Origin of the sequence: Prosthecobacter sp., assembly GCF_044373815.1 — a bacterium.
In the GTDB taxonomy this organism is placed as follows: domain Bacteria; phylum Verrucomicrobiota; class Verrucomicrobiia; order Verrucomicrobiales; family Verrucomicrobiaceae; genus Prosthecobacter.
Genome location: NZ_JBIPNG010000521.1, coordinates 1 through 4408, shown reverse-complemented (window position 1 = coordinate 4408; position 4408 = coordinate 1). Strand labels below are relative to the sequence as shown.

4 protein-coding genes are annotated in these 4408 nt (G+C 60.5%); all 4 read left to right on the top strand.

Features of this window, described 5'->3' with window-relative positions:
• Positions 1 to 128: 128 nt before the first annotated feature.
• Positions 129 to 1025, top strand: coding sequence for a dihydrodipicolinate synthase family protein (locus tag ACIREA_RS27395; RefSeq protein ID WP_397385502.1), 897 nt, complete (start codon positions 129 to 131; stop codon positions 1023 to 1025).
• Positions 1022 to 1885 carry a proline racemase family protein gene (locus ACIREA_RS27390; RefSeq protein WP_397385501.1) on the top strand — a complete coding sequence of 288 codons (864 nt, stop codon included), beginning with the start codon at positions 1022 to 1024 and terminating at the stop codon, positions 1883 to 1885. Before ACIREA_RS27395 ends, ACIREA_RS27390 begins: the two co-directional genes overlap by 4 nt.
• Entirely contained in the window at positions 1882 to 4062 is a 2181-nt protein-coding gene (locus tag ACIREA_RS27385) for a prolyl oligopeptidase family serine peptidase (protein ID WP_397385500.1), read from the top strand. Before ACIREA_RS27390 ends, ACIREA_RS27385 begins: the two co-directional genes overlap by 4 nt.
• Positions 4059 to 4408 (top strand): FAD-dependent oxidoreductase (locus ACIREA_RS27380; RefSeq protein WP_397385499.1); only part of this gene is annotated, 350 nt, incomplete at its 3' end. The genes ACIREA_RS27385 and ACIREA_RS27380, both read left to right, overlap by 4 nt.

Genomic DNA, 4408 nt, shown 5'->3' with positions numbered 1-4408 from the left:
TCAAAAAGCGCCTCCGTCGTCGCGTGCTCGGAGAATGGGCCGGTGGATTCCATGATTTTGACTGAATTGGCAGTCGCTCAGCCAAAAAGCAATCAAGACCCTTCAGCCATCCCCAATCATCCTCCGCAATGTCTCTACCCAAATGGTCCGGCGTTTTTCCAGCAGTCGTCACTCAACTCCACGAAGATCAGTCGCTCGATCTCCCAGCCTCAGCCCGCCACTTCGAAGCACTGATCGACTCCGGCATCTCCGGCCTCATTGTCTGCGGCTCCCTCGGTGAAAACCAATGCCTGCAGCCCGATGAAAAACGCGCCGTGCTCAAATGCGCTATCGAAACCGCTAAAGGCCGCATCCCCGTCGTCAGCGGCGTGGCAGAGATGAGCACCCGTGCTGCCATTCAATACATGCAGGATGGCGAGCAACTCGGCGCCGCCGGTTTCATGGTCATGCCACCCATGGTTTACAAAAGCGATCCTCGCGAGACCGAGCACTGGTTCCGCACGCTCGCCAAGGCCACGCCCCTGCCCTGGATGCTCTACAACAACCCCGTCGGCTATCACACCGATGTGACCCCGGAAATGTTCGCGCAGATCGCCGACATCGAAAACCTCACCTCCATCAAGGAGAGCAGCGCCAACCCACGCCGCATCACCGAACTGCGCAATCTCGTCGGAGATCGCTACCAGCTCTTCACCGGCGTGGACGATCTCATCCTCGAATGCAGCATCCTCGGCATTGATGGCTGGGTAGCAGGCAGCGGCATCGCCTTCCCTCAGGAAAATCAAAAACTCTGGGAACTCACCCGCGCCGGTCGCTGGGATGAAGCCCGCACCCTCTACCGCTGGATGCAGCCCCTCATGAAGCTGGATACCCACATCCACTTCGTGCAATACATCAAACTCCTCTGTCAGGAAACCGGCCTCGGCAAAGAATGGTGCCGCGAGCCACGCCTGCCCCTTGCTGGAGTTGAACGCGAACAGGTCCTCAAGATCATCCGCGATGCACTGGCCAGGCGCCCGCAATGAAGCGCATCCCCACCATCGACTCCCACACCGGCGGCGAACCCACGCGTGTCGTGCTTGGCGGCATGAGTCCCGAGGATCTCGAAACCTACCGCCGCGCCATCCTCTGCGAGCCACGCGGGCATGAGGTCATCGTGGGTGCCCTTCTCACGGTGCCCAAGGATGCGTCATGCACCGCAGGCGTCATCTTCTTCAACAACGTCGGCCGCCTCGGCATGTGCGGCCACGGCATGATAGGTCTCATCATCACCCTTCGCCATCTGGGCCGCATCGTCCCCGGCGAGCACCTCATAGAGACACCCGTGGGCGTCGTCACCGCCACCCTCCATAAAGATGATCGCGTAAGCATCCGCAACGTGCCCTCTTATCGCAAAGCCAAAGCCGTTCAGGCAGGCGGCGTCACCGGCGACGTCGCCTATGGTGGAAACTGGTTTTTCCTGGTGTCCGATCACGGCCTCGCCCTAACCCGCGAAAACATCCCCCATCTCACCCAGGCCAGCCTCGCCATGCGCGCCGCCGTTCACGCCGCCGGCTTCCCCGAGGTCGATCACGTCGAACTCTTCGCCCCTGCGCACCATCCCGCGAATCACAGCCGCAACTTCGTCCTCTGCCCCGGCGCCGAATACGACCGCTCCCCCTGCGGCACCGGCACCAGCGCCAAGCTCGCCTGCCTTGCCGCAGATGGAAAACTCGCCCCCAATGAAATCTGGCGGCAGGAAAGCATCATCGGCAGCGTCTTCGAAGGCACCTACACCCCCGCCGAAAACGCCATCATTCCCACCATCACCGGCACCGCCTTCATCACCGCCGAATCCACGCTCATCCTTGATCCTGCCGATCCATTTCAATTCGGCATCCCATGAAATTCATCCTGCTGCTCCTGCTCTCTACAAGCGCCATGGCTGCTGACTTCGAGCAAGCACTCAGCCTGCCCAAGCGCACTGAAAACCTCGTCTTCCGTGATCGCGTCAAAGCAAACTGGCTCCCCGGCGGCAAGGCATTCTGGTACCGCATCCAAACCGGACCAAAAACCCACGAATTTATCCTCATCCAAACCGCCACCGGCGAGCGCAAAACCGCGCAGTCACTCAAAGCGCTCGGCCTGCCCGAACAGGAAGCCCTCAAATCCTCTACCGCCAAGATCGAGTTGCTCAAAACAACCCGCACCGGTGAGGAGTCCGGCCTCAAGTTCATGAATCAACTCGATGCCGACGTCGATCTCTTCTGGGTCAATCAGCAGGGCGAGCACATCCGCTACGGCGGCATCCGTGCAGGAGCCGAACGCGAGCAGCACACCTTCGACGGCCACGTCTGGCTCATCACCAGCCGCACCGGCGAGCACCTCGCCATCATCGAGGCCGGCCCTCTGGTGCAGACACTCATCATCGATGGCAAAGGCCTCTTTAAAGCCAAGGAGGAAGCAAAAAAGCCCAGGGAGCCCGGCTTCAGATCACCCGACGGAGCATTCCTTGTCACGAGCGAGGCCGCCCCCGTCACACGCCGCCAGATCACCATCGTGGATTCCTCGCCCAAAGAAGGCGTTCAACCCAGGCTCAAAGTCATCGACTACATCAAGCCCGGCGATCCCCTGCCCAAGCCGCAGATGGTCATCACTCACAAAGAGGGTCGGAAGATTCGTGTTCCCACGAATCTGTATGAGAACCCCTTCACCGAATCCGGCAAGCTGGACGTCACATGGGCTCCCGACAGCCGTGAGTTCTACTTTGATTACAATCAGCGCGGTCATCAAATCTACCGCATCCTCGCCGCCGATGCACAGACCGGAGCCGTGCGCGTCGTCGTTGAAGAAACCTCCAAGACCTTCATCGACTACACCCATAAAACTTGGCGTCACTGGCTGCACACCACCAGCGAACTCCTCTGGATGAGCGAACGCGACGGCTGGTCCCAGCTCTACCTCTACGACACTAAAACCGGCAAAGTAAAAAACCAAATCACTCGCGGCTCATGGCCCGTCCGCGAAGTTCTTCATGTGGATGACGCCAAGCGAGAGATATGGTTCCTCGCCAGCGGCCTCCGCAAAGACGAAGACCCCTACCACCTCCACCTCTGCCGCGTGAACTTCGACGGCAGCGGCCTCCAGCAGCTCACTCAGGGTGACGGCAATCACCACATCGAGTTCTCTCCCAACCGCGACTTCTTCACCGACACTTATTCCCGCGCCGATCTCCCGCCCGTCCACGAACTCCGCCGCAGCCGTGATGGCAGCCTCGTCTGCGAATTGGAAAAAGCCGACGCCTCCCAACTCCTCGCCGCAGGCTGGACCATGCCCGAGCGCTTCGTCGCCAAAGGCCGCGATGGCACCACCAACATCCACGGCATCCTCATCAAGCCCTCGCACTTTGATCCCGCAAAGAAATACCCCGTCATCGAAGACATCTATGCCGGACCTCACAGCGCCTTTGCACCCAAGGACTTCGGTCGCCTGCTCACACATCACATCCTCGCCGAACTCGGCTTCATCATCGTCAAGCTCGACGGCATGGGCACCAATCATCGCGGCAAAGCCTTCCACGATGTCTGCTGGAAAAACATCAAAGACGCCGGCTTCCCCGACCGCATCGCCTGGATCAAAGCAGCCGCCAAAACCCGCCCGTGGATGGACCTCACTCGCGTCGGCATCTACGGTGGCAGCGCCGGTGGCCAGAACGCCATGCGTGCGCTGCTCGATTACCACGACTTCTACAAAGTCGCCGTCGCCGACTGCGGCTGCCACGACAACCGCATGGACAAAATCTGGTGGAACGAGCAGTGGATGGGTTGGCCCGTCGATGAAAGCTACGCCCGCAGCTCCAACAAAGACGACGTCCACAAATTGGAAGGCCACCTCCTCATCATCGTCGGCGAGCTCGACACCAACGTCGATCCCGCCACCACCACCCAAGTCGTCGGTGCCCTGCAAAAAGCCGGCAAGACCTTCGACTTCATGCCCATCATCGGCACCGGCCACGGTGCCGCCGAAACACCCTACGGCTCCCGCCTCCGCATGGAGTTTCTCGTGCGTCATTTAAAACCATGAGCAGGCACGTCACCATCCTCGGTGCCGGTGTCATCGGCCTCAGCACGGCGCTCTACTGCGCCCGACGCGGCATGCAGGTCACCATCATTGATCAAAAGCCCGCGCAGCGCGACGGCTGCTCCTTTGGTAATGCAGGCATGATCGTCCCCAGCCACTTCATCCCCCTCGCCGCGCCCGGCATGGTCAAACTCGGCCTCAAGTGGATGTGGAATCCCGAGTCCCCCTTCTACATCAAGCCCCGCCTCGATCTCGATCTCCTCTCCTGGGGCCTGCACTTCTGGAAAGCCGCCACCGCAAAACGCGTCGCCGCAGCAGCCCCCGTACTGCGAGACCTCAGCCTGCTAAG